This window comes from Mycobacterium sp., from assembly GCF_052144515.1.
In the GTDB taxonomy this organism is placed as follows: Bacteria; Actinomycetota; Actinomycetes; order Mycobacteriales; family Mycobacteriaceae; genus Mycobacterium.
This window is the reverse complement of the sequence record NZ_JBKQQD010000521.1, coordinates 45830-70574: the sequence shown is the minus strand read 5'-3', so window position 1 is coordinate 70574 and position 24745 is coordinate 45830. Positions and strand designations below refer to the sequence as shown.

Sequence of the window (24745 nt, the reverse complement as noted above, 5' to 3'; positions counted from 1 at the left end):
CGGACCCGACCGCCAGGCAGTACCAGCACCTCGACCAACAATGCCGTCCACCACACACCACTTCGGGCACACCAACCACACCGGCAACCCGCCCCGCAGAGGGCACTACATCAGCAGCGTCCTAGGACCTGCGGGTCAGCGCTTCCGCGGCTGCCTCGGCCCATTGCCGCCACTGCTCGGCGTTGGCCCTCGCCTCGTCGGCTTCTTTGGTCCGGCCGGCTGCCGCTGCCTTTTGGGCCTGTCGTTCGAACTGCTCGGCCCGGGTCCGGAACTGTTCGGCGCGGGCCTGCGCCTGCGGGTCCGACCAGTCCGATTCGCCGGCGTCGCGCACCTTCTTCTCGACTGCGCGCAGCCGTCGCTCCAGGTCGGCGGACCGTTCCCGGGGCACCCGCCCGATCGCGTCCCATTTGTCGGCGATCGACCGCAACGCCGCCCGGGCGGCTTCGTGGTCGGTGGTGTCGAGCTTTTCCGCTTCAGTCAACAACGCCTCTTTGGCGGTGGCGTTGGCCTGCAGCTCCGCGTCCTTTTCCGCGGTCGCGGCGTTACGTGCCGTGAAAAACGAGTCCTGGGCGGCTTTGAAGCGTCGCCACAGCGCGTCGTCGACCTCTCTGGTTGTCCGTCCCGCAGCCTTCCATTCGGTGAGCAGCTTCCGGAACTCGGCGCTGGTACCGGCCCAGTCCGTCGACTCGGACAGCTCTTCGGCCTGCTCGCAGAGGCGTTCCTTTGACTGCCGAACCCCCGAACGCTCCCGGTCCAGCTCGGCGAAGTGGGACCCGCGCCGCCGGTTGAACGATTCCCTGGCCGCTGAATAGCGCTTCCACAGCGCATCGTCGACCTTGCGGTCCAGGCCGGTGATCGTCTTCCATTCGTCGAGGATGGCGCGCAGCCGGTCGCCGGCGATCTTCCATTGAGTCGAGTTGGCGGCCAGATCCTCGGCCTCGGCCGCCAGCGCCTCCTTGCGGGTGGTCTGAGCGGCCCGATGCTCGTCGCGTCGGGAGCGAACCGCGGTGACGATGACCTCGATCCGCGCGACCAGGTTCGTCAACCGGTCCGCGAGCGCATCGACGTCGCCCAGCACACAGGCCGTCGGCAACGTCTCGGCCAGCGCGATCGCATTGGCTTTGATCTTGCGGGCATCGCCGGTGCCCGACGTCAGCCGTTCCTCCATCAGCGTGACCTCGGTGCTCAGATCCTCGAATCGGCGGCCGAAGTAGGCAAAGGCGGCTTCGGGGTCGCCCGCTTGCCAGGACCCGATGTTGCGCTCGCCGGCCGCGGTGACCAGCCATACGGTGCCGTCGTCGTCGACGCGCCCGAACTGGTGCGGATCGCTGGGCGTGTGTGCTGCCACCAGGTAGGCGGGAGGTCGCGGCGTCGGCCGGGCGCCGGGACGCGGTCCAGGCCGTGGCGTCGGCTTGGGGGAATCGCTAATGGTGGGGTCGTCGGGGGTCATGCGGTTGTCACCTGCCCTTTGCCATTGTTAGCGCGGTCGCCATCCCGCGCACCTGCCGCGCGTAGCGGCACCTTGTACGGTCGGAAGCTCCGATGCGGCCCTGGGGCCTCATCCCAGGTTCTCCCACATCGGCTCCCCACAGTATTGAAGCAGCTTCGCGGGCCGTGCGCGGCACCTTGGTTCCGCCGATATCACGGCGCCTACGGCCGGGTAACAACTCGGCTTCGGGCAGCAGAACCAGCGTGCTTTGCCCGGTAGCGTGACGGAGAACCTCGTTCGGGGCCTTCGGTGGGGAAGGGTTCATCATCGCGAAAGTGGATATTGCGGCGTTGCTCGCGCTGGTCGCCGCGTTGATATCGGGCACCGGTGACGTGGTCCGCCAGCGCTCGGCGCAGGAGATCACCGACGAGCAGGTCGGCCAGGTCGAACTGCTGCAAATGTCGCTGCGCGACCTGAAGTGGTGGCTGGGCGGAGGGGCGGCCGTGGTCAGCGCTGCGCTGCAGGCCGTCGCGCTGGGCCTGGGGTCGGTGGTGTTGGTGCAGGCCCTGCAGGTGACGGCGTTGCTGTTCGCGCTGTCGGTCTATGCCTGGCTGACCAAACAGGGGTTGACCCGTCGGCAGTGGGTGTGGGCGGTGCTGCTGGCCGGCGCGGTGGCGGTGTTCGTCACGGTCGGTGACCCGGCGGCCGGCTACCAGCGGGCTTCCATTCAGACCTGGGCCGTGGTGGCCTTGGTGATCGGCCCGGCGATGGTGTTCTGCGTGTGGGGCGCCCAGATCTGGTCGGGCACGGTGGCGGCGGTGCTGCTGGCGGTGGTGTCGGCGTCGTCGTGGGCGTTGTTCGCGGTGTTCACCAAGGCCATCGTCGACGTGGTGGGCTCCCATGGCCTCCAAGGCCTCGGGGCGCTGCTGTGCACGCCCGAGCTGTATGGCTGGCTGCTGGTCGCGGTGCTCGGGACGGTGTTCCAGCAGTCGTCGTTTCGTGCCAGCTCGCTGACCGCGTCGTTACCGACGATGACGGTGACCGAGCCGGTGGTGGCGTCGCTGCTGGGTGTCACCGTGCTGGGTGAGACGCTGGGCGCCGACGGCCCGCAGCTGATCGCCTTGGCGGCCGCGGTCGTGGTGGTGATTGTCGCGACCACGGCGCTGGCGCGCGGTGAAGCCGCCTCCATGGCGGGCGACGAGAGGCGCGTCACAACTGGCCGCATACCTGTTCCGGCACCGGAAACCCGTGCCCCGGTCGCCGCGGTCGCGGCAGGCCGGGCCTAGCTGGTCATTCCGCTTCTACACAGGTTGAGCATAGGTTTTACATAGGTCGATGGGGTCGAGACCGTGGCCCAGAAGCACTAAAGTTTCTTGTTGAACTGCTTTCGAACCGCAGGTGTACGTAAAGCTTCTGACGGGAACGCTGTTCCGAACGCTGATGAGGGGGTCCCGATGTCGAAGGTGGACATCGCGGCGCTGATTGCCCTGTGCGCGGCGCTGTTCTCCGCGATCGGCGACGTGATCCGGCAGCGCTCCGCCCAGGAGATCACCGACAAAGAGGTGGGCCACCTCGAGCTGTTTTTCATGTCATTACGCGACAGCCGGTGGTGGTGGGGCGGCGCGGCAGCGATCACGAACTACAGCCTGCAGGCGGCGGCCCTGGCCTGGGGCTCAGTGGTGATGGTGACGGCGTTGCAGGTGACGGCCCTGCTGTTCGCCCTGCCGATCTACGCCCGGCTGACCCATAAGCGGGTGACCCGGTGGGAGTGGGCGTGGGCGGTGGTACTGGCCGCTTCGCTGGCGGTGGTGATCATCGTCGGGCATCCCAGCACCGGCCAGGAGCGGGCGTCGCTGGGAACGTGGGCCATCGTGGCCGCCGTGATGGCCCCGATTTTGGTGTTGTGTGTGCTGGGGGCGAGGATCTGGTCTGGTCGCCCGGTGGCCGCGGTACTGCTGGCTGTGGTGGCGGGTTCGTCGTTGGCGCTTTTCGCGGTGCTGACGAAGGGAATCGTCGAGGTCGGCGAAGGCGGTCTGGGGGCGGTCCTGCGGTCGTGGGAGTTCTACCCGTGGCTGCTGGTGGCCCTGGCCGGGATGATTTTCCAGCAGGCGGCCTTCCGCGCCGGTGCGCTGACTGCCTCGTTGCCGACGATGACCGTGGCCAAGCCCGCGGTCGCCGGTGCGCTCGGGGTCATCGTGCTCAGCGAGACCTTCGACGTCGAAGGGGCAGGGGTGTTTGTGCTGATCGCCGCGGTGGCGATGGTCATCGTCGCGACGGTTGGGCTGGCGCGCGGAGAGGCCGCCTCGATGGCGGCCGGCGTCGGGGCAGACCGAAAAATCGCCGGGACTTCAGATGACGGCGCGAAAAGCCCTGCCATCACACCGGGATCGGTCGGACCCGCCTAGTTCCAGCAATGCTCGCGGCGCCGAGACGTTAGTTTGGTGGCGTGTTGAGCGCCATCGCGATCGTTCCGTCGGCGCCGGTGCTCGTCCCCGAACTGGGCGGAGCGGCGAGCGCCGAGCTGGCCGACCTGCGGGCGGCCGTGCTGGCAGCGGCCGCCTTGCTGCCGGCGCGCTGGATCGGCATCGGAACCGGCGGTGCCGACGACGTCAAGGAGCCCAGCAGCGTGGGCACCTTCGCGGGCTTCGGAGCCGACGTTCAGGTCGCATTGTCACCGCGGGCAGCGGAGAGCGGCCAGTCGCCGCCCGGATTGCCGCTGTGCGCGCTGATCGCCGGCTGGGTGCGCGGCCAGGCCCGGCCCGAGGCCGGCGCGCAGGTCCGCGTCTACCGCAGCGACCACGATGCCGACACAGCGGTAGCCCGCGGCCGGCAACTGCGTGCCGAGATCGACCGGACGCCCGATCCGATCGGCGTACTCGTCGTCGCCGACGGCGCGAACACCCTGACTGAACGAGCCCCCGGCGGCTATGACCCCGGCGCCGCCGCTGTGCAACTGGCCCTTGACGACGCGCTGGCCGACGGTGACGTGGCCGCCCTGACCCGGCTGCCTGGCCAGATCCTGGGGCGGGTCGCCTTTCAGGTGCTGGCCGGCCTGACGGAGCCAGGCCCGCGAACGGCCAAGGAGCTCTACCGGGGAGCACCCTACGGCGTGGGGTACTTCGCCGGCGTCTGGCAGCCGTGAGACCGCTCGCGATCATCGGGCCGACGGGAACCGGGAAGTCGCAGCTGGCACTCGACTTTGCAGAACGTGTCGAGCGACTCGGCGGCCGCGCGGAAATCGTCAATGCCGACGCGATGCAGCTGTATCGCGGCATGGACATCGGAACCGCGAAGCTGCCCGTCGCGGCGCGCCGCGGCATCCCGCACCATCAACTTGACGTGCTGCACGTCACCGAAACCGCGACCGTGGCCCGCTATCAGCACGCCGCCGCCGCGGATATCGAGGCGATCGCGGCCCGGGCAGCGGTGCCGGTCGTGGTCGGCGGTTCGATGCTCTACATCCAGTCGCTGCTCGACGATTGGTCTTTTCCGGCCACCGACCCGGCCGTGCGCGCGAGATGGGAGCGGCGGCTCGCCGAGGTCGGAGTGGCTAATCTGCACGCCGAACTGGCCCGCCGCGACCCGGCCGCCGCCGCGGCCATCCTGCCCACCGACGGCCGGCGCACGGTGCGTGCCCTGGAGGTGGTCGAGGTAACCGGGCAGCCGTTCGCCGCATCGGCGCCGAGCATCGGCGCCCCGCGGTGGGACATAGCGATCGTCGGATTAGACTGCGACACAACAATTCTCGATGAAAGACTGGCCCGGCGCACCGACGCGATGTTCGAGCAGGGCCTGGTCGAGGAGGTGCGCGCACTGCTGGGCGACGGCCTGCGGGACGGGGTTACCGCGTCACGCGCGCTGGGCTACGCCCAGGTGATCGCGGCCCTCTCTGCTGGTCTGGAAGCCGGCGGTACAACCGAGCTGCTGCGCGACGCGCGTGAGCAGACGTTCGTGGGCACCCGCCGCTACGTGCGACGGCAGCGCTCGTGGTTCCGCCGCGACCACCGGGTGCACTGGCTGGACGCGGGCCCAGCGGACAGCGGCGCTCGCCTCGTCGACGGCGCGTTGCGGGCGTGGCGGCACGTATCCTGATCTCGTGATCTTCGCCAAGGGCCACGGCACCCAGAACGACTTCGTGCTGCTGCCCGACGTCGGGGCCGAGCTGACGATGAGCCCCGCCCGGGTCGCCGCGTTGTGCGACCGGCGCCGCGGCTTGGGCGCCGACGGCGTGTTGCGGGTGACCACCGCGGCTGCCGCCACGGCGGCCGGCGTGCTCGATCGCCTGCTCGACGGGGTCAGCGCCGACGACTGGTACATGGATTACCGCAACGCCGATGGGTCGATGGCGCAGATGTGCGGCAACGGGGTGCGGGTGTTCGCGCATTACCTGCGCGTAAGTGGCCTGGAGGCGCGCGACGAGTTCGTCGTCGGGTCGCTGGCGGGCCCGCGGCTGGTCACCCTGCACCACGTCGATGCCACCAACGCCGACGTCACCGTCGACATGGGCAAGGCCAACTGGCTGGGTAGCGGGGGGGAGGCCTTCGAGGCAACAGTTGCCGGGCGGCGGTTCGCCGGCATCGCGATAGACGTGGGCAACCCGCACCTGGCCTGCCTCGACCCGGAACTGACCGCCGAAGAGCTGGCGGCGTTGGACGTCGCGGCGCCCGTGGAATTCGACCGCGCGCAGTTCCCGGACGGGGTCAACGTCGAGGTGCTCACCGCCCCGGCCGGCGGGGCGATCCGGATGCGCGTCCACGAGCGCGGGGTGGGTGAAACTCGGTCCTGCGGTACTGGGACGGTCGCCGCCGCCGTCGCCGCGCTGGCCTCCGACGGCGCCGACACCGGCAGCCTCACGGTCCGCGTCCCGGGCGGTGACGTCGTGGTCACCGTCACCAACGCGACCAGCTACTTGCGCGGGCCGTCGGTGCTGGTGGCCCACGGCGAGATCGCGGACGCGTGGTGGAACGCGCCGGCGTGATTATTCGGGATTTATTTCGGGTGCGCCGGCACCCGCGACGTGCCACCATCGGAAATTGCCTATGACATATCCAGATTCGCCCGACACGGGCTCATCGGACTTCCCAGACTCCCCAGGCGAAGTACCCAGCACCGGCGAGCTTGCCCTCGAAGACCGCTCGGCGCTGCGCCGGGTCGCCGGGCTGTCCACCGAACTCGCCGACGTCTCCGAGGTCGAATACCGCCAGCTGCGGCTGGAGCGGGTGGTGCTGGTGGGGGTGTGGACCGAGGGCAGCGCCGCGGACAACCAGGCCAGCATGGCCGAACTGGCCGCACTGGCCGAGACCGCCGGCTCCCAGGTGCTCGAAGGGCTCATCCAGCGCCGCGACCGGCCCGACCCGTCGACCTACATCGGTTCGGGCAAGGCGGCCGAACTCCGCGAAGTGGTGGTGGCGACCGGCGCCGACACCGTCATCTGCGACGGTGAACTGTCCCCGGCGCAGCTGACCGCGCTGGAGAAGGCGGTCAAGGTCAAGGTCATCGATCGCACCGCGCTGATCCTGGACATCTTCGCCCAGCACGCCACCAGCCGGGAGGGCAAGGCGCAGGTGTCGCTGGCGCAGATGCAGTACATGCTGCCGCGGCTGCGTGGCTGGGGTGAGTCGATGTCGCGGCAGGCCGGTGGCCGCGCCGGCGGCAGCGGCGGCGGGGTGGGCTTGCGCGGTCCCGGTGAGACCAAGATCGAGACCGACCGGCGCCGCATCCGTGAGCGGATCGCCAAGCTGCGCCGCGAGATCAACGCGATGAAGCAGGCCCGCGACACCCAGCGCAGCCGCCGGCTGCGCAGCGAGACACCGTCGATCGCTATCGTCGGCTACACCAACACGGGTAAATCCAGCCTGCTCAACGCGTTAACCGGCGCGGGGGTGCTGGTACAGGACGCGCTGTTCGCCACCTTGGAACCCACCACCCGTCGCGCTGAGTTCGAGGACGGCCGCCCGTTCGTGCTCACCGACACCGTCGGGTTCGTGCGCCACCTGCCCACCCAGTTGGTCGAGGCGTTCCGCTCCACGCTGGAGGAGGTTGTCGACGCCGACCTGTTGGTGCACGTCGTCGACGGCTCCGACGTCAATCCGCTGGCACAGATCAACGCCGTCCGGCAGGTGGTCTCCGAGGTCTTCTCAGACTACGGGGCGGACCATAACGGGGATGCGCCTCATGAACTGCTGGTGGTGAACAAGGTCGACGCCGCAAGCGATTTGATGCTGGCCAAGCTTCGTCACGCCCTGCCCGGCGCGGTGTTCGTTTCCGCGCGCACCGGCGATGGCATCGACGCGCTGCGCCGGCGGATGTCCGAGCTCGCCGCTGCCACCGACACCGCCGTGGACGTGGTAATCCCCTACGACCGCGGTGACCTGGTGGCCCGGGTGCACGCCGATGGGCGCGTGCAGCAGGCGGAGCACAACCCCGACGGCACGCGGATCAAGGCCCGGGTCCCGGTGGCGCTGGCCGCCAGCCTGCGGGAGTTCGCCGCGCATTGACGACCGGTCGGCCAGTCCACCGACCAACCGCCCGGTTGGTATATGTTGGGCGGCAGAGTTCCCGTTCGCCGGAGGTCATCCATGAACAGCGCCGTCAAGTACCAGCGCACCCTTTTCGAACCTGAGCATGAATTGTTTCGGGAGTCCTTTCGGGCCTTCCTCGATCGTCACGTCGCGCCGTATCACCACGAATGGGAGAAGGCGCAGATCGTCGACCGCGGTGTATGGCTGGAAGCCGGCAAACAGGGCTTTCTCGGCATGGCCGTGCCCGAGGAGTACAGCGGCGGGGGCAACCCTGATTTCCGGTACAACACAATCGTCACTGAGGAAATCACTCGTGGGCGCTACACCGGGATCGGCTTCGGCTTGCACAACGACGTCGTGGCGCCGTACCTACTGGCGCTGACCACCGAAGAGCAGAAGCGACGCTGGCTGCCCAAGTTCTGCACCGGAGAACTGATCACGGCGATCGCGATGACCGAGCCAGGCACTGGCAGCGACCTACAGGGCATCAAAACCCGCGCCGTTAAGCAGGGTGATCATTACGTGCTCAACGGCTCAAAGACATTCATCACCAACGGGATCAACTCGGACCTGGTGATCGTGGTCGCCCAGACCGACCCAGACAAAGGCGCCCAGGGCTTTTCGCTGCTGGTCGTGGAACGCGGCATGGAGGGCTTCGAGCGCGGTCGGCATCTGGACAAGATCGGGCTGGACGCGCAGGACACCGCCGAGCTGTCGTTCACCGATGTGCATGTTCCGGCCGAGAACCTCCTCGGCGAAGAGGGCAGGGGGTTCATCTACCTGATGCAGAACCTCCCGCAGGAACGGATCAACATCGCCGTCTTGGCCGCCACTGCCATGGAGAGTGTGCTGGAGGAGACGCTGCAATACACCAAGGAGCGCAAGGCTTTCGGCAAGCCGATCGGCAGCTTCCAAAACAGCCGGTTCGTGCTGGCGGAGCTGGCCACCGAGGCCACCGTGGTGCGCATCATGGTCGACGAGTTCCTTGCGCTGCATCTGGAGGGCAAGCTGACGGCCGAACAGGCCGCGATGGCCAAGTGGTATTCCACCGAAAAGCAGGTGCATTTGATCGACCGCTGTCTGCAACTGCACGGCGGATGCGGCTACATGCGCGAATACCCCGTTGCTCGCGCCTATCTCGACGCCCGGGTGCAGACGATCTACGGCGGGACGACCGAAATCATGAAGGAAATTATCGGCCGCGGCTTGGGTGTATAAGGGCGTCTAGCCCGGCCGGCTCCGTTGCGTGCCGGAATCCCGTTGTGGTGCAACGCCGGTATGCCGCCGATCAGCGCGCCGGCCGTAAAGCCGCGCGGGCTAATGCCCGGGTAAGGCATCGGTTTGTCACGACACTGACGTGACACGGCATCATTTCGACATCGGCTGGGTATCCGTTTTCGCACTATTTTCGATTCGATTGCGCAATTATCGTTCGCTGGAGCAAAGTTGTGCGAGCCCGGCGATAATACGGACTAACCAGGGAACGCCTATTGTGGGCGTACCATCCGCTCGCCGGGCGAGCGGGATACGGGAATGGCCACAGTTTGAGGTCGTATCCGTCGGCTGGGAGGCTTGGTGAACGGGCAGAGAGGTCAATTGCGCAAGCTGGTCGGACGGGCGCTGGTCAGCTTGGTGACCACGGTGGTGGCCGCCGCATTGCTGGCGCCTACTGTGGCGGCGTCTCCGATAGGCGACGCCGAGGCTGCCATCATGGCCGCGTGGGAGAAGGCTGGCGGCGACAACTCCCCGCTGGGCGCCAGGAAGGGTGACGTCTATCCCGCCGGCGACGGATTCGCGCTGAACTTCGACGGCGGCAAGATGTTCTACACCACGGACACCGGCGCCAAATACATGTACGGGCCGATCCTGGACAAGTACGAGTCGCTCGGTGGGCCCGCCACCAGCGATCTGGGATTCCCGACCATCAACGAAGTTCCCGGCTTGGCCGGACCCGACAGCCGGGCGGCGACGTTCTCCGCCAGCGACAAGCCGGTGATCTTCTGGACTCCCGACCACGGTGCGTTCGTCGTACGCGGCGCTCTCAACGCCGCGTGGGACAGACTCGGCAGCTCGGGCGGCGTGCTGGGAGCCCCGGTCGGGGATGAAACCTACGACGGCGAAGCCACCTCCCAGAAGTTCACCGGCGGTGCGGTCTCCTGGAACAGGAAGACCAAGGAGTTCGCCACTGAGCCGGCGGTGCTGGCCGATCAGCTGAAAGGGCTGCAGGTAGCGATCGATCCCACTGCCGCCATCAACATGGCCTGGCGCGCGGCCGGCGGCGTCAACGGCCCGTTAGGCGCCAAGCAGGGCGGCGAGCAACCCATCGGCGGCGACGGAATCGTGCAGCCCTTCGTCGGCGGCAAGGTGTTTTTCAGCCCGGCAACCGGTGCGAATGCGCTCGAGAGCGACATTCTGGCGAAGTATGAGTCGCTGGGCGGGCCGGTCGGCAGCGACCTGGGCTTTCCGATCGCCAACGAATCGGACGGCGGAATCGGGCCCTCCAGCCGGATCGCCACGTTCTCCGCGGCCGACAAGCCGGTGATCTTCTGGACACCTGACCACGGCGCGTTCGTCGTGCGTGGGGCCATGAAAGCCGCCTGGGACAAGCTCCGCGGTCCCACCGGCAAACTCGGCGCCCCGGTAGGCGATCAAGCGACGGACGGTGACGTCGTCTCGCAGAAGTTCACCGGCGGCAAGATCGCGTGGAACCGCGCCAACAACACGTTCACCACAGACCCGGCGAATCTGGCGCCGTTGTTGTCCGGTCTGCAGGTGGCGGGGCAGAACCAGCCGAGTGGCTCGGCGACGGCACCCCACGCCAAGAAGTTCACCTGGCAGTGGTGGTGGCTGGTGGCTGCCATCGCGGTGCTGCTGCTGGCCGTGCTGGTGGGCTTGTTGGTGCTGGGCTGGTGGCGCCGGCGTCACGCCCGCCGTGAGGCCCTTGAGGCCGGGACATACCAGCAGGATCGCGACTTCCGGGATGATCACGACCTTGGCTACGACGCCGACGGGCATTGGCACCTCGATGAAGGGGAGGCCGGCTGGGCGAATGCCGACTCGGCCGAGGCTGTCGCGCCCGTGGGGGAGTTCGGCGGAGCGCCGTCCGGAGGCGATGAGCCCGACGGAGACGATCCCGACGCGGTGGACACGACTCCGACCCCCGTCGTGTCGGATCGGGCCCTATCGCGTGCTGTGTTCTCCGGATCCGCGGCTCCCGATGCCGAGCACCCCGATGACCTCTTTTCGGAAGGCCCGCCGGACGCCGAGGCCGAGGATGATGTCTTTTCCGAAGGGCCTCCTCCGGAGGTCGCCTATCCGGATGATGTCTTTTCGGAAGGGCCTCCTCCGGAGGTCGCCCACCCCGACGATGTCTTCTCGGAAGGCCCTCCGGAAACCGCCGCCGCCGATGACGTTTACCTCGACGATGTGTTTTCAGAACCCGACTATTCGGAGGCCGGTCCCTCGGATGGCGCGGCCTCCGACACCGTGCGAACCGGGCGGCACCACGCTGCCGTGGATGTCGCAGACGTGGATGGGCCCTCCGGAGCTGCCCCACCGCCGTCGGGGCCGGGCCCCGCGCGGCGCCCGACGATCCACATGCCGCTGGCCGACCCGTACCAGATGCCCGACGGATACCCCGTCAAGGCAAGTGCCCGGTCCGGGCTGTATTACCTGCCCGACAGCGCGCTCTACCACGACACTCTCGCCGAAATCTGGTTTGCCAGTGAGGATGCCGCGCTAGCCAGCGGCTTCGTCAAGGCCGACTGACGTCCCTCGTCGAAGCGTCACACCTTGCGGATTACCGTGACGACTTTGCCAAGCACGGTCGCGTCGTTGCCGGGGATCGGATCGAACGCCGGGTTATGCGGCATCAGCCACACCTGACCGCCCGCGCGCTTGAACGTCTTGACAGTGGCCTCACCGTCGATCATGGCCGCGACGATATCGCCGTTGTCGGCGACGTTCTGCTGCCGCACGACCACCCAGTCGCCGTCGCAGATCGCGGCCTCGACCATCGAGTTGCCGACCACCTTCAGCAGGAACAGTGTGCCCTCGCCGACCAGCTCACGCGGCAACGGGAAGACGGCTTCGACGGCTTCCTCCGCCAGGATCGGACCGCCGGCGGCGATGCGCCCGAGGACGGGTACGAACGTGGGTTCCGGCAAGGCGTCCGAGCCCGCGACGTCGGTGACAGGCGCCACCGCGCCAGCATTCTCCTCGGCACCGCGCACGTCGACAGCCCGCGGGCGGTTCGGGTCACGACGCAGGTAGCCCTTGCGCTCCAGGGTGCGCAACTGGTGAGCCACCGAGGAGGTCGAGGTCAGACCGACGGCGTCGCCGATTTCACGGATGCTCGGCGGGTAGCCGCGGTTGGTCACCGAAGCGCGGATGACGTTCAGGATGGTGCGCTGCCGTTCGGTGAGCCCGGAATCCGCCGAACCCGCGCGGCCGTCGGCGCCGCTGGCTGAGGTGTCGTTGCTGTCGCCCATGGCACTGAATGTAGCCGCACCACGCCCAAGAATCAAACATGTGTTCGACACGGTGTGTCGCGGGCGTCGGATCGTGGCCCTGACGACGTGAATAACAAACGTGTTATTTGGGTACTTGTGCCCTATTCGAGGAGTAGCGGGACCGACGAGTCTTGTCGGTGGTGTGGTCTAGCGTTTTGCTTGTCCGACACGCTTCGCTCAAATGTTCGGTCTTCGAACATGCGAGCGATTATAGTCGAACACATGAGCGAGAAAGAGCCATCCGGAGGTAGGCAGATGACACTCATCCACGCAATCCCGGCGCGTACAGGGTATGTGCGGCGCCCGATCAACAGGCCCAGCCCGGGCCCCCGGTGGGACCGGGACAGGCTGGCCGGGTCGCGAAGGCCCGCCGGGTCGAGGCCGGCCGGCGCGCCCGTGCTCTACCGCGGCGGAGGTGTCGCGATGTCCGTCGCCCCTCACCGCCGGCGTCCCGTCCCGCTCGCGACGACGGTGGGGCTGGCCCTGCTGGCCGGCATCATCACTCTCTGGCTCGGCATGGTCGCTCATTTCGGGCAGATGGCCAACGGCGACTCCGGCGCTGCTGCCCACGTGCCCGACCGGCTCGGGGTGGTGCGGGTGGAAACCGGCGAATCCCTCCAGGACGTGGCGGCCCGGGTGGCGCCCCAAGCGCCGGTCCGGCAGGTCGCCGAGCGGATCCGCGAACTCAACGGATTGAACTCGCCGACGGTGGCCGCCGGGCAGACGCTGATCGCGCCGGTGGGCTGACGACAAGGCGGTGTACTGCGAAAACCGCTCTACGCCAAGGCTCGCGGCGGTATTGGCCCCACGGGGGAGCGCACAGGTACGCTCGGGGTGGTCTCGGGCTAGTTCCCTGAGAACAGGATGTCGGCACGGCGAAGGAGCGGTCATGCACTGTCCGTTCTGCCGGCATCCCGATTCCCGGGTCATCGACTCTCGTGAAACCGATGAAGGCCAGGCCATTAGGCGGCGCCGGTCATGTCCCGAATGCGGGCGTCGGTTCACCACCGTAGAAACCGCGGTTCTGGCCGTGGTGAAGCGCAGCGGCGTCACGGAGCCCTTCAGCCGCGAGAAGGTCGTCAACGGGGTCCGCCGCGCCTGCCAGGGCCGCCAGGTGGACGAGGATGCGCTGAATCTGCTGGCCCAGCAGGTGGAGGACACCGTGCGCGCGGCGGGGTCGCCGGAGATCCCGAGTCACGAGGTCGGTCTGGCGATCCTCGGCCCGTTGCGCGAACTCGACGAGGTCGCATACCTGCGTTTCGCGTCGGTGTACCGGTCGTTTTCTTCGGCGGACGATTTCGAGCGCGAGATCGAAGCGCTGCGCGCCCAGCGCAAAGTGTCTAGCCCAACCTGACCCAACCTGACCCAACCTGACACATGCCCGCCGACCTGCATCCCGATCTCGAGGCGCTGGCGCCGCTGCTTGGTACCTGGGCCGGCAGGGGAGAGGGCAAGTACCCCACGATCCAGACCTTCGAGTACCTCGAAGAGGTGGTGTTCTCCCATGTGGGCAAGCCGTTTTTGGTCTACGCGCAAAAGACGAGGGCGGTAGCCGACGGGAGGCCGCTGCACGCCGAGACGGGATATCTCCGTGTGCCCCAACCGGGTCGCGTGGAGCTGGTCCTTGCCCATCCGAACGGCATCACCGAAATCGACGCGGGCACGTATTCCGTGACCGGCGATGTTATCGAGGTCGAGTTGTCCTCGACCGCAATCGGATTGGCTCCGACCGCCAAAGAAGTGACCGACCTCGGCCGTTCCCTGCGCGTCGAGGGTGACGATCTTTCGTACACGGTGCGGATGGGCGCGGTGGGTCAGCCCCTGCAGGACCACCTTGCTGCCGTGTTGCACCGAAAGCGCTGAACCGCGCAAGCGTCGGTCAGTTTACTTGTCGCACACCGTCGTTGACGACACGGCCGGCCACGCGAACCCAACCCTCGGGGCTCCAGGTGGTTTCGATCATTGATCCCTTGCCCTGGGTGATGGTGAGGTCGCGGCTGAGGTAGTCGGTAATCCGCATCGCCGCCGACCCGGTCGCTTCGTCTTCCGGCACACCGAGGTTGGAGGCAAACATCCGCGCACGCAGTGATCCTGCCGACCGATCGGTCCAGGTCCACAGGTAGTGCGCGACGTCGTCGGGAAAATCGGCGGGGTCGGCGGCGACAAGCGCGTCGAGCGAATCGAGGTCGTGGATGGCGTATTCAGGAGCCCATTCCGTGCGTGCGCTGATACCCGTGAGGTCGCCCTCGTAGCTCACCTGCACGATGCCGGCCGGCACCTGCAGCGTGTTGACCGGCATACCGCCGTCGCGCAGCCACCACGACGCGCCCACGGTCGGGTGGCCGACGAACGGGAGTTCGGTTCGTGGTGTGTAGATGGTGGCGCGCGCGGTGGTCGCGCCCGCGGAGGGAAGATCGATGAATATCGTTTCGCTGTAACCCAATTGGGCTGCCAGGCCTTGCCGATCGGAAGGTTCGACCTGGCTGGCATCAACCACGCCGAGCGGATTCCCGAAATTCCCGTCCGGATCGGTGAAAACGCGCAACACCGTCACGTCGATACCCATGGCCCGACTGTACGACCCCGACTCAGGAACGGTTGATCAGGTGGCGCTGCGCTCGTCGGAACCCATCGCGCTGAGCACCGCGACGCGGGTGTCGGCCGGGCCCGTGACCGTTTGTTCGCCGCTGCCGGTGCGGAGCAACTCGCGAAGCGCGGCCTGATCGTATTCGGCGGGCTCAGTGGTGTCGATGAAGCGCTGGACGACGTCGATGAAACGGGCTGGATCATCGTGAAACGGGAAATGGCCGGAACCCTCGAAGATCTCGAGCCGGGAGCCGGGCATCGCCGAGTGCGCCATCCAAGCATGGCGGACGGGCACGACCACGTCGCGTGTGCCCCAGATGATCAGCACCGGGATGGCCTGGGTCAAATAACATCGATCCAGCATGGTGACGATCTGCCCGCGCCAGTCCACCACCGCCCGCAAGGTGCGCGTGAACGCCGACGAGGCCGTCGGCTCCGGCAGGTCGTGCAGGATTCGCAGCACATTTGCCAGGTCGTTGCCCAGGCCGGTCGTTCCCAGTGCCCTGCCGAGGATCCGCCCGGCTGCCTGCATCGTGGGCAGCACCAGGGGTAAGCGCAGCAATGCCAGCGCCTCGCTGCCCATCGGCAACGACGCCAGACGCAAGGCCACGTTGACGTCCTTGGTGACGCCGCCGGCGCCGACCAGGATCAGCCGATCGACCAGGTGGGGGAACTGGTAGGCGAATTGCATTGCCACTCCGCCGCCCAGCGAATGACCCACGACGGTGACCCGTTCGATTTCGAGCACGCTGAGCAGGTCACGCATTCCGTTGGCGTACGCCGCGACCGAGTAGTCGGCGCGTGGCTTGTCGGACCGCCCGTGGCCCAGCAGATCCGGCGCGATGACCGTGAACCGCTGGGCGAGCTTGGCCTGGATGGCATTCCAGGTGGTGGAATTGTCGCCGATGCCGTGAATCAGCAGGATCGCCGGCCCGGAACCGGCGATCCGGTACGCCCGCCTGTAACCGTGGATGGTGCGGAACTGAAGCGTCGGCGCGGTCACTTCCCGCACCGGGCGAAGATTGCGATTTCGCTCAGGCATGTCGCAACCTCGTCGTCGGGCCGTCAGGGCGTCTTGTGCGGGTCAGGAGGGATCAGCTGGGATCATCGTCGTCAAACTTCTTCTCGGCCTGCTGGGCGAGGAATCGCTCGAATTCCGCGCCAAGCTCGTCGCCGCTAGGTAGATCTTCGTCGCGCCTCAGTAACGACCTGTTCTCCTGAGCGTCGATGAACGCATCGTACTGGCGCTCGAGTGCCGCCACCACTTGAGCGACCTCCGCGCTTCCCTCGACTTGCTCGTCGATCTTGGCCCGGATCTCGGCCGCCGCTTCGGACAGCGCCGTCAACGGCAGCTCCAGCGACCCGGACTTGGCCACCTGCTCGAGCAGCGCCTGGGCGGCGGCGGGGTAGTCGGTCTGCGTCAAGTAGTGCGGGACGTGCACGGTGAATCCGACCACCTCATGACCGTGCTGGGCCATCCGGTACTCGAGCAGGTTGGAGGCGCTGCCCGGGACTTGGATCTCCGAGATCCACGGCTGGAAATCGGAGATCAGCTCACCGTTGTTGGAGTGCGCGGTCAGCGTGATCGGCCGCGTGTGCGGAACCGCCATCGGGACGGTGCCCAGGCCGATGGTCCGTCGTACTCCCAGGCGCTCGGCCAGCAGCCGCACCGCGCCGATGAAGCGCTCCCACTTCAGGTCGGGTTCCATGCCGGCCAGCAGCAAAAATGGCGTGCCGACGCTGTCGCGCAGCGCGTACAGGCTCAGCTCCGGGTCGTCGTAATTGGTGAAGTGATCGGTCTTGAAAGTCATCAGCGGGCGCCGCGAGCGGTAGTCCAGCAATTCGTCGATCGCGAACGAAGCCACCAACTCGGTGTCCAGGGCCGCCTTCAGGTGGGTAGCGGCCAGCCGGATCGCGTGACCGGCGTCGGAAAAGCCCTGCAGGGCGTGTACCAACACCGGACCGCGGCCGTCGGATGTCACCAGTTGGGGCGCCGGCAACTCAAGCTCGTAGATGCCGGACTGCCCGGGCTGGTGGTGCTGCTCGTCAACTCGGTCTTGATCGTCAGACATGGTGCTGCCTCCTCTCTGGGGGCCCTTAACCAGTGTCCCCCAAATCGAGGGGCACTGGCTGTTTCTAACTTCGGAAAATGCGCGAGCGGCTTGGGCGGTGGTGAATTTGCCGGCAAGACGATTAGTGCGATTGTTACAGGCTGACCACAGATCGGCGGCCGGTGGTCGGGCATGATGGGACTCAATGCGCACGATGAGGGTCTTGCTTTGCCTGCTGGCCGGCTTGGCGCTGCTGCTTGTGTCGTGCAGCCGGCCCGCTGGTCACGGGTTGGCTCTTCCCGCGCCCGAGCCACGGCCCAGCGTACCCGCCCAGCAGCTCGGCGACCCTGGGCGCGGGGGCGTGGCAGGTCCGGTGGACCCCGACCCGCGGGTGGGTGCGGTCTTCTTCGACGGGGGCAATCAGCACTCGTGCACGGCCTCGGTGGTGCATTCGAAGGGGGGAGATCTCGTCCTGACCGCCGCGCACTGCCTGTCCGGGGGTCCGCAGGCGGGCTTTGTCCCCGGTTTCGCCGGTAACGCCGCCGACATGTGGACGCTCAACGAGCTGTACTTCGACCCGCGATGGCTCGCCGGCAAGGATCCGCACGCCGATTACGCGATCGCGCGGGTGAGCGGCGCCGGCGGGGGACCACTGGAAGCCCACGTCGGCTCCGCCCTGTCCCTGGCCACAGCGCCCGCCCCGGGCAGCCGGGTCAGCGTGATCGGCTATCCGGGTGGCGTGGGTGGCCTGCCCATCGGCTGTCAGGCCAGTACCGCGGTGACCGACAGCGGGTTTCCCTCGTTGCCGTGCGAAGGATTGGTCGACGGCACCAGCGGCGCGCCCTGGATCAGCGGTTCTGCCGTCACCGGGCTGATCGGCGGCCTTGAGGGCGGTGGGTGCGCGGAAAACGTGTCGTACTCGGCGCCGTTCGACGAACACACCGCCGCGCTGCTGGCGCGCGCTGAGGGCGGCGGCCCCGGCGACAGCGCGCCGAGCGACTACCGGGACCCCTGCTAGACCCCTGTTAGCGGCGGAACTGGCTGAGCGCCCGCATCTTGTTGGTCACGTCCAGCGCGGCGACCTTGTAGGCCTCGGAGAACGTCGGGTAGTTGAACACCGCGTCGACCAGGTAGTCGACAGTGCCGCCGCAGCCCATCACGGCCTGCCCGATGTGCACCATCTCGGTGGCGCTGGTGCCGAAGATGTGCACCCCGAGCAGCTTGCGATCCTCGGTGGACACCAGCAGCTTGAGCATTCCGTAAGAGTCGCCCGCGATCTGGCCGCGGGCCAGCTCCTTGTACCGCGCCACTCCCACTTCGTAGGGAATCGAGTTCTTGGTCAGTTCCACCTCGGTGGCTCCGACGTAGGAGATCTCGGGGATCGAATAGATGCCGATGGGCTGTAGGTCGGTGATGCCGTCGCACGCTTCCCCGAACGCGTGGTAGGCGGCGAGTCGGCCCTGTTCCATCGAGGTGGCCGCCAGGGCGGGGAAGCCGATGACGTCGCCGACGGCGTAGATGTGGTCCACCTTGGTCCTGAACTTGTCGTCGACCCAGATTCGTCCGCGGCCCTCGACCTCGAGGCCGGCGTTGTGCAGGTCGAGGTGGTCGGTCTGGCCCTGGCGTCCCGCGGAGTACATGACCGTCTCGGCGGGAATCTGCTTGCCGCTGGCCAGGGTGGTCACGGTGCCCGCAGCGCCGACGTCGACCCCGGTCACTTCCTCCCCGAACCGGAAGGTCACCGCCAGGTCGCGCAGGTGGAATTTCAGCGCCTCGACCACCTCGGGGTCGCAGAAGTCGAGCATGTCGTCGCGCTTCTCCACGACGGTCACCTTGGTGCCCAACGCGGCGAACATCGAGGCGTACTCGATGCCGATCACACCGGCACCGACGACGACCATCGAGGCCGGCAGCGACTTGAGGTCGAGGATTCCGTCGGAGTCGAGCACCCGGTCCTCGTCGAACTCGACACCGGACGGCCGAGCCGGCGTGGTGCCAGTCGCGATGACGATGTAATCGCCTGTGATGGTGGTCGTTTCGCGTTGTGAGGGGTCTTCGACGGCGATGGTGTGGGGATCGACGAAACGGCCGTGCCCGACCAGCAGGTCGACCCGGTTGCGCATCAACTGGTTGCGCACCACGTCGATTTCCTTGTTGATCACGTGCTGGGTCCGGGCCAACAGGTCGCCCGGGGTGATCCGGTCTTTGACCCGGTAGCTCGCCCCGTACAGCTCGCGTTGATTCATCCCGGTGAGGTAAAGCACGGCCTCGCGCAACGTCTTTGACGGGATTGTGCCCGTGTTGACGCACACACCGCCGAGCATGCGGCCGCGTTCGACGATCGCGACGGATTTGCCTAGCTTGGCCGACGCGATGGCGGCCTTCTGCCCGCCCGGCCCCGAACCGATCACGACGATGTCGTACTCCTGTATCGAACCCATGGCATAGACGATAAGGCTCACAGTCGGAACTTTCTCCACAGACGACTGGTTGATCGCAGTGCGCGAGCACGCGTTGACGGCCGGGGTCGTCAGCGTTGAGGTTCATGACCAAGCATCGAGCTGACTTTGAGCTGAACCGCCCCGGAGCATTAATCGCCGCGCTACCGGCCGTTCTCGGTTTCGTCCCGGAAAAATCACTGGTCCTCGTGTCGCTGGATGGTGGCGAACTGGGGTCGGTGATGCGGGTCGACCTCTCCGAGGAACTCCTCGACCGGGTTGAGCACCTCGCGGAGGTCGCCGCCGCCGCCGCGCCCGAGGCCGCGATCGCAGTGATCGTCGACGCGGACGGCGCGCACTGTCCACGATGCAACGAAGATTACCGGCAGCTGTGCACGGTACTCGCAGAAGCGTTGTCGCAGAACGACATTGAGCTGTGGACGGCGCATGTGGTGGACCGGATAGCCGCTGGCGGGCGCTGGCATTGCGTGGACGGCTGCGGTTCGAGCGGCGTGGTCGACGATCCGTCGGCGTCGCCACTGGCGGTTGCCGCGGTGCTGGACGGCCGACGGCTCTACCCGCGGCGTACCGACCTGCAGGCTGTCATCGCGGTCGACGACCCTACGCGCAGCGCTGAACTGGCGGCCGCCGTCGAGCGACAGGCGGCAACACGCAAGGCCGCGCATCGTGTCGATGCCGCGGAAGAGGGCCTGTTATGCCGCCGGGACGTCGAGAACGCGGTGGCCGCCGCCGCGCGGGTCGCCGACGGGCAACCGCTGCCCGACATCGAGTTGGCGCGGCTGGGTTGCGCGCTGACCGACCCGCAGGTGCGCGACATCCTCTATGCGCTCGCCGTCGGCGAAAACGCCGGTGCCGTTGAGTCATTGTGGGCGGTTCTGGCGCGCACCCTGCCCCCGCCGTGGCGGGTCGAGGCGCTGGTGTTGCTCGCGTTCAGCGCCTACGCCCGCGGCGACGGGCCGCTGGCCGGGGTGTCGCTGGAGGCCGCGCTGCGCTGCGAGCCGGGCCATCGGATGGCGGGCATGCTGGACACCGCGCTGCAATCTGGTCTACGGCCGCAGGACATTCGGAAACTCGCGGACACCGGTTACCGGCTTGCGGATCGTCTCGGGGTGCGGTTGCCGCCGCGTCGCACGTTCGGCCAGAGGGCGGGGTAGATGCGGGATCGATCAGACCTTTTCGACCTTGACCGCGTGCGCCATCTCGTGAGGCAGGGTGACGTTCTCGTGGCCCGGGATCACGATGGTGACTCCGCCGCTCTGCGTGGTTTCGACGGTCACCCGGGCATTGGGCACCACGCCGGCGTCCTTCAGCCGCGTGATCAGGTCGATGTCGCCCTGGACATGCTCGGTGAGCTGCCGCACGACGACCGCGACCGGCGATCCGGCCGGCAACTCGGTCAAGCGGACCAGATTGGCGTCGCCGGCGCCGAAGTCCGGACCCACGCCCAGATCCAACAGACCAGGGATCGGGTTGCCGAACGGGGACGTGGTCGGGTTGTTGAGCACCTGAACCAGCCGGCGCTCGACATCCTCGCTCATCACGTGCTCCCAGCGGCACGCCTCGGCGTGCACTTCTTCCCACGGCAAACCGATGACGTCGACGAGCAGTCGTTCGGCGAGGCGGTGCTTGCGCATCACTGCGATCGCCAGCGCCCGGCCCTTGTCGGTGAGCTCCAGATGGCGGTCGCCGGCGACTTGGAGGAGCCCGTCGCGCTCCATCCGGGAGACGGTCTGGCTGACGGTCGGCCCGCTCTGCTCGAGCCGCTCGGCGATCCGGGCACGCAGCGGCGTCACGCCCTCTTCCTCGAGGTCGTAGATCGTCCGCAGGTACATCTCGGTGGTATCGACCAGCTCGTTCATTCGGCACCCTCCATTGCCGCTGAGTCTACTTGGCCAGCTGCGCGAATGGGTCTAACGCTTCCCAGGCAAGCAGTATGCCCGCCGCTGGTGCGGCGGGCATACTGTCTGCTAACTGGTTTGAGTTGTCGGCAATCAACTGGCGTAAGAGCGCAACCGATCGGCCCGTTCGCCGTTGCGCAGTTTGCACATCACGTCGCGCTCAATCTGACGGACCCGCTCGCGGGACAGACTGAACAGCTTGCCGATCTGATCCAGCGTGCGCGGCTGGCCGTCGTCCAGACCGAACCGCAACCGGATCACCTGGTGCTCACGCTCGTCGAGAGTGGCCAGAACACTGCGGATGTCGGTGTGCAACAGCTCGGCAATCACCGCGTTCTCCGCGGACATGGCTTCGGCGTCCTCGATGAAGTCACCCAAGGGGGCCTCTTCCTCGGAGCCGACGGGCATGTCCAGGCTCACTGGGTCGCGGCTGTGCTCGAGCAGGTCGTTGATCTTGTCGACCGGAATGCCGGATTCGGCGGCCAGTTCCTCGTCGGTGGCTTCACGTCCCAGGTTCTGGTGCATTTCCCGCTTGATTCGGGCGAGCTTGTTGACCTGCTCCACCAGGTGAACCGGCAGCCGGATGGTGCGGCTCTGGTCGGCCATGCCGCGGGTGATGGCCTGACGAATCCACCAGGTGGCATACGTCGAGAACTTGAATCCCTTTGTGTAGTCGAACTTCTCCATCGCGCGGATCAGTCCGAGGTTGCCCTCCTGGATGAGGTCCAGCAACGGCATGCCCCGACCGGTGTAGCGCTTGGCCAGCGAAACCACCAGGCGCAGGTTCGCTTCCAGAAGGTGGCGGCGGGCCTCTTCGCCATCGCGCACCACGGCAGCCAATTCGCGCTTGCGGTTCTCGCCGAGGCGCTTACGCGTCTCCAGCAGGTGCTCGGCGTAGAGCCCGGCCTCGATGCGCTTCGCCAACTCGACTTCGCCGGCGGCGTTGAGCAACGCCGTCTTTCCGATGCCGTTCAGATATACACGCACCAGGTCGGCAGCGGGGCTTTGAGCATCCAGATCGCCCTCAACCCGGCTTGTGGTGGCCCTTTTGGTGGCTTCGGCCATTACGCTCTCCCCGATCGGCTTTGTACTGTCATGAGGTTTAACGACAGATCAGCACTGAGAGTTCCCACCCGCGCGTCATCTCACACGCTTTGACGTGCAGAAATGTGCCGACGACCTGAGAATGTGCTGAGAAGTGCGGCGCGTGCCCGCCAGGCGACCCGACTAACCCGGGCCCTCGGGGTCAGCAGACCGCGGGGCCTCGATCGCCGGACGCTCGGCTGTCGGGAACAACGGCGTGCGTCGCGCAGGGGCGTCAAACCGTCGGGGCTCGGTCGAGCGGCGAGGCGGTCGATCGTTGGCGATCAGCACGGCCATCCACGGCAAGGGCACCGACGCCGCCACGATCAGTAGTGAGATCAGACCGTTGTGCCAGGCGCCGTAGGCGACCGCGGCGAGGATCAGCGCCGGAATGCGAAACGCCATCAAGGTCAGGTACTTACGTACCCGCGCGCGATGCTCCTCCTCATACGACGGAGCGGCGGCGGTGATCAGTACCGGGTGACCATCATCGTCGAAACCCAGCTTGGGGCCGCGCTTCATTACTCCACTCTCCCACATCAGATCGGTTCCGGCTTGGGCGAGTTAGGAGGCACAATGTCAGGTATGGACACCCAGACGATCGAACGCACCGACGCCGACGAACGCGTCGATGACGGGACCGGCAGTGACACGCCTAAATACTTCCACTACGTCAAAAAGGACAAGATCGTCGAGAGCGCCGTCATGGGCAATCACGTGGTCGCCTTGTGCGGCGAAGTGTTCCCCGTCACGCGGTCTGCCAAGCCGGGCTCGCCGGTTTGTCCGGATTGCAAGCGGATCTACGACACGATGAAGAAGGGCTGATCAGGGCCGATCAGCGCCAATCAGTTTGGCGGCTCTGCCGTCACCGTATTCTGCTGCGCCGGCGGCGAATCCATTGACGTCCTAGCAGTCCTGGCGGCGCGCATCCCACGCACGCGCGACACCAGCCACGTGCGCAACCGGTGGGCATGCGTCTTGGGTGCCGGGAACTCCTCCTGAACGGCGGCGTTGAGTTCGGCGCCGATCATGATCGCGAAGCCGGCGAAGAATGCGTACAGCAGGAACGCGATCGGCGTGGCCAGCGCGCCGTAGGTGTAGCCGGTGCTGGTGATCCATCGCAGGTAGAAGCGCAGGCCCAGCGTGGTCACCACGAACACCGTGGTCGCCAGGATCGCCCCGTATATCAGTCGGTGCGACGGCAGTGGCACTGGCAGCGCGACCCGGTAGAGCAGCATGACCCCGATCGCAAGGCCGACAACCAGGGTGGGGTAGTAGCCGTAGTGCAGCATGTTGGCCCAGCTGTTCGGGATGTGCTCGCCCACCTTGCGCGGTCCCACCACCGCCAGCGGCGCGGCTGCGACGACAAACATCAGCAACACGATGTACAGAAAGAGCGCGAAGAATCGCTGCCGCACCGGGTGGCGCAGCGGGGTCTGGTCATGCGCCTCGACGACGGAATCGACGAATGCCGACATCGCCGACGATCCCGCCCACAGCGAGATCACAAAACCGAGCGAAACCACCTCGCCGCGCGCCTCGCCGGCGATATCGCGGATGGTGGGCTCGATGATCTCGTTGACCACGCTGGGGGAGAAAAAGCTGTGGGCAGTGGAGACTACGCGTTGCTCGATGATGGACAGCGTGTCCGCGCCGAACAGCGGCGCGACGTAGGCCAGGCTGCCCAGCATCCCCAACAACAGCGGCGGCAACGACAAACAAGACCAAAAGCCGGCCTGCGCCGACTCCGAGAAGATCGAGTCGTCCCAGCTCTTGGACAGGGTCCTCAGGCTGATTCGCCAGATGTGGTGGCGCGTCGGCTTAGCGGGTTGGTCGTTCATACCCTTCCAGCATTGCCGACGATGGCAAGCGCGGCCTTCATTACCGACGGGCGATTCGCCCTAACTAGCTTCCGCTGACCTCCAGCACTGCGGCTAGCTCGGTCAGTTTCGCCTCATGCTCGTTGGCGTGATGCTGGCAGAAGAGAAGCTCGGCACCGGAGGGCAGCGTGGCACGGACGCGAGCTGCAGCGCCGCAGCGATCGCACCGGTCGGCTCTAGTCAGCTCGGGAGTGGTCAGAGTTGCGTTCATGGCTGCTCCGTTCTGGCGTGTCTTCAACTCTGTCAGACGCTCGGGGTTTTCGCGTTGTTCCCGGGCCGTTGTCAGGTGTGTCGTTTCTCACGAATTCCCGCCCGCGCATCGGGCAA

25 protein-coding genes are annotated in these 24745 nt (G+C 67.0%); 14 read left to right on the top strand and 11 right to left on the bottom strand.

What is annotated here, in order from left to right:
• Positions 1–121: 121 nt before the first annotated feature.
• On the bottom strand, positions 122–1450 hold the full coding sequence (locus ACLP9N_RS35740) for a DUF349 domain-containing protein (RefSeq protein WP_442411824.1): 1329 nt from the start codon (positions 1448–1450) through the stop codon (positions 122–124).
• Between the two features lie 305 nt (positions 1451–1755).
• On the opposite strand from ACLP9N_RS35740, the gene ACLP9N_RS35735 reads away from it, so the two are divergent.
• The 8 genes from ACLP9N_RS35735 to ACLP9N_RS35700 all read left to right on the top strand — a co-directional run bounded on the left by ACLP9N_RS35735 (position 1756) and on the right by ACLP9N_RS35700 (position 11718).
• Positions 1756–2715, top strand: coding sequence for a DMT family transporter (locus ACLP9N_RS35735; RefSeq protein ID WP_442411833.1), 960 nt, complete (start codon positions 1756–1758; stop codon positions 2713–2715).
• A gap of 168 nt (positions 2716–2883) precedes the next feature.
• The gene (locus tag ACLP9N_RS35730; protein ID WP_442411823.1) at positions 2884–3834 is read left to right on the top strand and encodes a DMT family transporter; all 951 of its coding nucleotides are present in this window, start codon (positions 2884–2886) and stop codon (positions 3832–3834) included.
• A gap of 41 nt (positions 3835–3875) precedes the next feature.
• The gene (locus ACLP9N_RS35725; RefSeq protein WP_442411822.1) at positions 3876–4571 is read left to right on the top strand and encodes a hypothetical protein; all 696 of its coding nucleotides are present in this window, start codon (positions 3876–3878) and stop codon (positions 4569–4571) included.
• Positions 4568–5521, top strand: a complete 954-nt coding sequence (miaA, locus tag ACLP9N_RS35720) for a tRNA (adenosine(37)-N6)-dimethylallyltransferase MiaA (protein WP_442411821.1) — start codon at positions 4568–4570, stop codon at positions 5519–5521. The genes ACLP9N_RS35725 and miaA overlap by 4 nt, the downstream gene beginning before the upstream one ends.
• A gap of 4 nt (positions 5522–5525) precedes the next feature.
• Positions 5526–6407 carry a diaminopimelate epimerase gene (gene dapF / locus ACLP9N_RS35715; protein WP_442411820.1) on the top strand — a complete coding sequence of 294 codons (882 nt, stop codon included), beginning with the start codon at positions 5526–5528 and terminating at the stop codon, positions 6405–6407.
• Between the two features lie 61 nt (positions 6408–6468).
• Positions 6469–7926, top strand: coding sequence for a GTPase HflX (hflX, locus tag ACLP9N_RS35710; protein ID WP_442411819.1), 1458 nt, complete (start codon positions 6469–6471; stop codon positions 7924–7926).
• A gap of 81 nt (positions 7927–8007) precedes the next feature.
• Entirely contained in the window at positions 8008–9168 is a 1161-nt protein-coding gene (locus ACLP9N_RS35705; RefSeq protein ID WP_442411818.1) for an acyl-CoA dehydrogenase family protein, read from the top strand.
• Positions 9169–9525: 357 nt separating this feature from the next.
• On the top strand, positions 9526–11718 hold the full coding sequence (locus ACLP9N_RS35700) for an LGFP repeat-containing protein (protein ID WP_442411817.1): 2193 nt from the start codon (positions 9526–9528) through the stop codon (positions 11716–11718).
• 17 nt (positions 11719–11735) lie between these two features.
• Here the strand turns inward: ACLP9N_RS35700 and lexA are convergent, their stop codons facing one another.
• A complete protein-coding gene (gene lexA, locus ACLP9N_RS35695; RefSeq protein WP_442411816.1) occupies positions 11736–12440 on the bottom strand; it encodes a transcriptional repressor LexA in 705 nt (234 codons plus the stop codon).
• Between the two features lie 276 nt (positions 12441–12716).
• Here lexA and ACLP9N_RS35690 point away from each other — a divergent pair, with 276 nt between their 5' ends.
• The 3 genes from ACLP9N_RS35690 to ACLP9N_RS35680 all read left to right on the top strand — a co-directional run bounded on the left by ACLP9N_RS35690 (position 12717) and on the right by ACLP9N_RS35680 (position 14324).
• Entirely contained in the window at positions 12717–13208 is a 492-nt protein-coding gene (locus tag ACLP9N_RS35690; RefSeq protein ID WP_442411815.1) for a LysM peptidoglycan-binding domain-containing protein, read from the top strand.
• Positions 13209–13350: 142 nt separating this feature from the next.
• Positions 13351–13815 (top strand): transcriptional regulator NrdR, encoded by a 465-nt coding sequence (nrdR, locus tag ACLP9N_RS35685; protein ID WP_442411814.1) that lies wholly within the window; start codon positions 13351–13353, stop codon positions 13813–13815.
• 23 nt (positions 13816–13838) lie between these two features.
• Positions 13839–14324 carry a peroxynitrite isomerase gene (locus tag ACLP9N_RS35680; protein WP_442411813.1) on the top strand — a complete coding sequence of 162 codons (486 nt, stop codon included), beginning with the start codon at positions 13839–13841 and terminating at the stop codon, positions 14322–14324.
• 16 nt (positions 14325–14340) lie between these two features.
• Here the strand turns inward: ACLP9N_RS35680 and ACLP9N_RS35675 are convergent, their stop codons facing one another.
• Genes ACLP9N_RS35675 through ACLP9N_RS35665 form a run of 3 tightly spaced genes read right to left on the bottom strand, consistent with a single transcriptional unit; the run spans position 14341 to position 17119 of the window.
• A complete protein-coding gene (locus tag ACLP9N_RS35675) occupies positions 14341–15027 on the bottom strand; it encodes a PhzF family phenazine biosynthesis protein (protein ID WP_442411812.1) in 687 nt (228 codons plus the stop codon).
• Between the two features lie 36 nt (positions 15028–15063).
• Entirely contained in the window at positions 15064–16089 is a 1026-nt protein-coding gene (locus ACLP9N_RS35670; protein WP_442411811.1) for an alpha/beta fold hydrolase, read from the bottom strand.
• Between the two features lie 52 nt (positions 16090–16141).
• Positions 16142–17119, bottom strand: coding sequence for a proteasome assembly chaperone family protein (locus ACLP9N_RS35665; protein WP_442411810.1), 978 nt, complete (start codon positions 17117–17119; stop codon positions 16142–16144).
• 184 nt (positions 17120–17303) lie between these two features.
• On the opposite strand from ACLP9N_RS35665, the gene ACLP9N_RS35660 reads away from it, so the two are divergent.
• Positions 17304–18116 (top strand): trypsin-like serine peptidase, encoded by an 813-nt coding sequence (locus ACLP9N_RS35660; protein WP_442411809.1) that lies wholly within the window; start codon positions 17304–17306, stop codon positions 18114–18116.
• Positions 18117–18123: 7 nt separating this feature from the next.
• Here ACLP9N_RS35660 and sthA read toward each other — a convergent pair whose 3' ends face one another.
• Complete coding sequence (gene sthA / locus ACLP9N_RS35655; RefSeq protein WP_442411832.1) at positions 18124–19530, bottom strand: Si-specific NAD(P)(+) transhydrogenase; 1407 nt, start codon at positions 19528–19530, stop codon at positions 18124–18126.
• Between the two features lie 113 nt (positions 19531–19643).
• Between sthA and ACLP9N_RS35650 the strand changes: the two genes are divergently transcribed.
• A complete protein-coding gene (locus ACLP9N_RS35650; RefSeq protein WP_442411808.1) occupies positions 19644–20711 on the top strand; it encodes a DUF4192 domain-containing protein in 1068 nt (355 codons plus the stop codon).
• Positions 20712–20723: 12 nt separating this feature from the next.
• Here ACLP9N_RS35650 and ideR read toward each other — a convergent pair whose 3' ends face one another.
• The 3 genes from ideR to ACLP9N_RS35635 form a co-directional block, all read right to left on the bottom strand.
• Entirely contained in the window at positions 20724–21416 is a 693-nt protein-coding gene (gene ideR, locus ACLP9N_RS35645) for an iron-dependent transcriptional regulator IdeR (protein ID WP_442411807.1), read from the bottom strand.
• A 132-nt stretch (positions 21417–21548) separates the two neighbouring features.
• A complete protein-coding gene (sigB, locus tag ACLP9N_RS35640; RefSeq protein WP_442411806.1) occupies positions 21549–22520 on the bottom strand; it encodes a sigma-70 family RNA polymerase sigma factor SigB in 972 nt (323 codons plus the stop codon).
• Positions 22521–22682: 162 nt separating this feature from the next.
• Entirely contained in the window at positions 22683–23078 is a 396-nt protein-coding gene (locus ACLP9N_RS35635; protein WP_442411805.1) for a DUF3099 domain-containing protein, read from the bottom strand.
• A 45-nt stretch (positions 23079–23123) separates the two neighbouring features.
• On the opposite strand from ACLP9N_RS35635, the gene ACLP9N_RS35630 reads away from it, so the two are divergent.
• Positions 23124–23363: a DUF3039 domain-containing protein gene (locus ACLP9N_RS35630; RefSeq protein ID WP_442411831.1), complete on the top strand. Its 240-nt coding sequence runs from the start codon at positions 23124–23126 to the stop codon at positions 23361–23363.
• A gap of 20 nt (positions 23364–23383) precedes the next feature.
• Here ACLP9N_RS35630 and ACLP9N_RS35625 read toward each other — a convergent pair whose 3' ends face one another.
• Both ACLP9N_RS35625 and ACLP9N_RS35620 read right to left on the bottom strand, forming a co-directional pair.
• Entirely contained in the window at positions 23384–24379 is a 996-nt protein-coding gene (locus ACLP9N_RS35625) for a YihY/virulence factor BrkB family protein (protein WP_442411804.1), read from the bottom strand.
• Positions 24380–24443: 64 nt separating this feature from the next.
• Positions 24444–24629 carry a DUF7455 domain-containing protein gene (locus ACLP9N_RS35620; protein WP_442411803.1) on the bottom strand — a complete coding sequence of 62 codons (186 nt, stop codon included), beginning with the start codon at positions 24627–24629 and terminating at the stop codon, positions 24444–24446.
• Positions 24630–24745: the final 116 nt, after the last annotated feature.

Coding starts and splice junctions, on each gene's coding strand:
- ACLP9N_RS35705 (WP_442411818.1), top strand. CDS start 8,008: ATGAACAGCGCCGTCAAGTACCAGCGCACCCTTTTCGAACCTGAGCAT.
- sigB (WP_442411806.1), bottom strand. CDS start 22,520: ATGGCCGAAGCCACCAAAAGGGCCACCACAAGCCGGGTTGAGGGCGAT.
- ACLP9N_RS35620 (WP_442411803.1), bottom strand. CDS start 24,629: ATGAACGCAACTCTGACCACTCCCGAGCTGACTAGAGCCGACCGGTGC.
- ideR (WP_442411807.1), bottom strand. CDS start 21,416: ATGAACGAGCTGGTCGATACCACCGAGATGTACCTGCGGACGATCTAC.
- nrdR (WP_442411814.1), top strand. CDS start 13,351: ATGCACTGTCCGTTCTGCCGGCATCCCGATTCCCGGGTCATCGACTCT.
- lexA (WP_442411816.1), bottom strand. CDS start 12,440: ATGGGCGACAGCAACGACACCTCAGCCAGCGGCGCCGACGGCCGCGCG.
- ACLP9N_RS35635 (WP_442411805.1), bottom strand. CDS start 23,078: ATGTGGGAGAGTGGAGTAATGAAGCGCGGCCCCAAGCTGGGTTTCGAC.
- ACLP9N_RS35660 (WP_442411809.1), top strand. CDS start 17,304: ATGCGCACGATGAGGGTCTTGCTTTGCCTGCTGGCCGGCTTGGCGCTG.
- ACLP9N_RS35670 (WP_442411811.1), bottom strand. CDS start 16,089: ATGCCTGAGCGAAATCGCAATCTTCGCCCGGTGCGGGAAGTGACCGCG.
- ACLP9N_RS35680 (WP_442411813.1), top strand. CDS start 13,839: ATGCCCGCCGACCTGCATCCCGATCTCGAGGCGCTGGCGCCGCTGCTT.
- ACLP9N_RS35625 (WP_442411804.1), bottom strand. CDS start 24,379: ATGAACGACCAACCCGCTAAGCCGACGCGCCACCACATCTGGCGAATC.
- ACLP9N_RS35650 (WP_442411808.1), top strand. CDS start 19,644: ATGACCAAGCATCGAGCTGACTTTGAGCTGAACCGCCCCGGAGCATTA.
- ACLP9N_RS35740 (WP_442411824.1), bottom strand. CDS start 1,450: ATGACCCCCGACGACCCCACCATTAGCGATTCCCCCAAGCCGACGCCA.
- ACLP9N_RS35690 (WP_442411815.1), top strand. CDS start 12,717: ATGACACTCATCCACGCAATCCCGGCGCGTACAGGGTATGTGCGGCGC.
- ACLP9N_RS35630 (WP_442411831.1), top strand. CDS start 23,124: ATGGACACCCAGACGATCGAACGCACCGACGCCGACGAACGCGTCGAT.
- ACLP9N_RS35730 (WP_442411823.1), top strand. CDS start 2,884: ATGTCGAAGGTGGACATCGCGGCGCTGATTGCCCTGTGCGCGGCGCTG.
- hflX (WP_442411819.1), top strand. CDS start 6,469: ATGACATATCCAGATTCGCCCGACACGGGCTCATCGGACTTCCCAGAC.
- ACLP9N_RS35665 (WP_442411810.1), bottom strand. CDS start 17,119: ATGTCTGACGATCAAGACCGAGTTGACGAGCAGCACCACCAGCCCGGG.
- ACLP9N_RS35675 (WP_442411812.1), bottom strand. CDS start 15,027: ATGGGTATCGACGTGACGGTGTTGCGCGTTTTCACCGATCCGGACGGG.